The 252-nt window shown below is 35.7% G+C and carries 1 pseudogene; it reads right to left on the bottom strand.

The features are described from left to right. Window positions 1-207 (bottom strand): annotated as a pseudogene (locus NG918_RS16890) (carboxypeptidase M32); the annotation flags it as partial. Window positions 208-252: the final 45 nt, after the last annotated feature.

The following is a 252-nucleotide window of genomic DNA, read 5'->3' as shown; positions in this document are numbered from 1 at the left end:
CGTTTCAGAAAGTTTATCTTCACGTATTAAAGCTTCAAGCTCTGTTAAATAGTTTCCCATCTCATCTGAAGTCGACATAGCAAACACTTCTGACGAAAGCATACCAATTACTTCTGAACGCTGATCTACACCTTTTTTGGGCGCACCTGTTCTTAAATCCCAAAACATTAAACTTAATGCTTCTCCGTAATTTTGTATCTTCTTCACGTATGTTAAAAATTGTTTTTCTACTTCATATGTAAGCTCGGAAGT

Source organism: Clostridium sp. ZBS2, from assembly GCF_023845855.1.
GTDB classification, from domain to species: domain Bacteria; phylum Bacillota; class Clostridia; order Clostridiales; family Clostridiaceae; genus Clostridium; species Clostridium aquiflavi.
The sequence above is the reverse complement of the archived record's forward strand: the minus strand, read 5'-3'. Positions and strand labels throughout refer to the sequence as shown.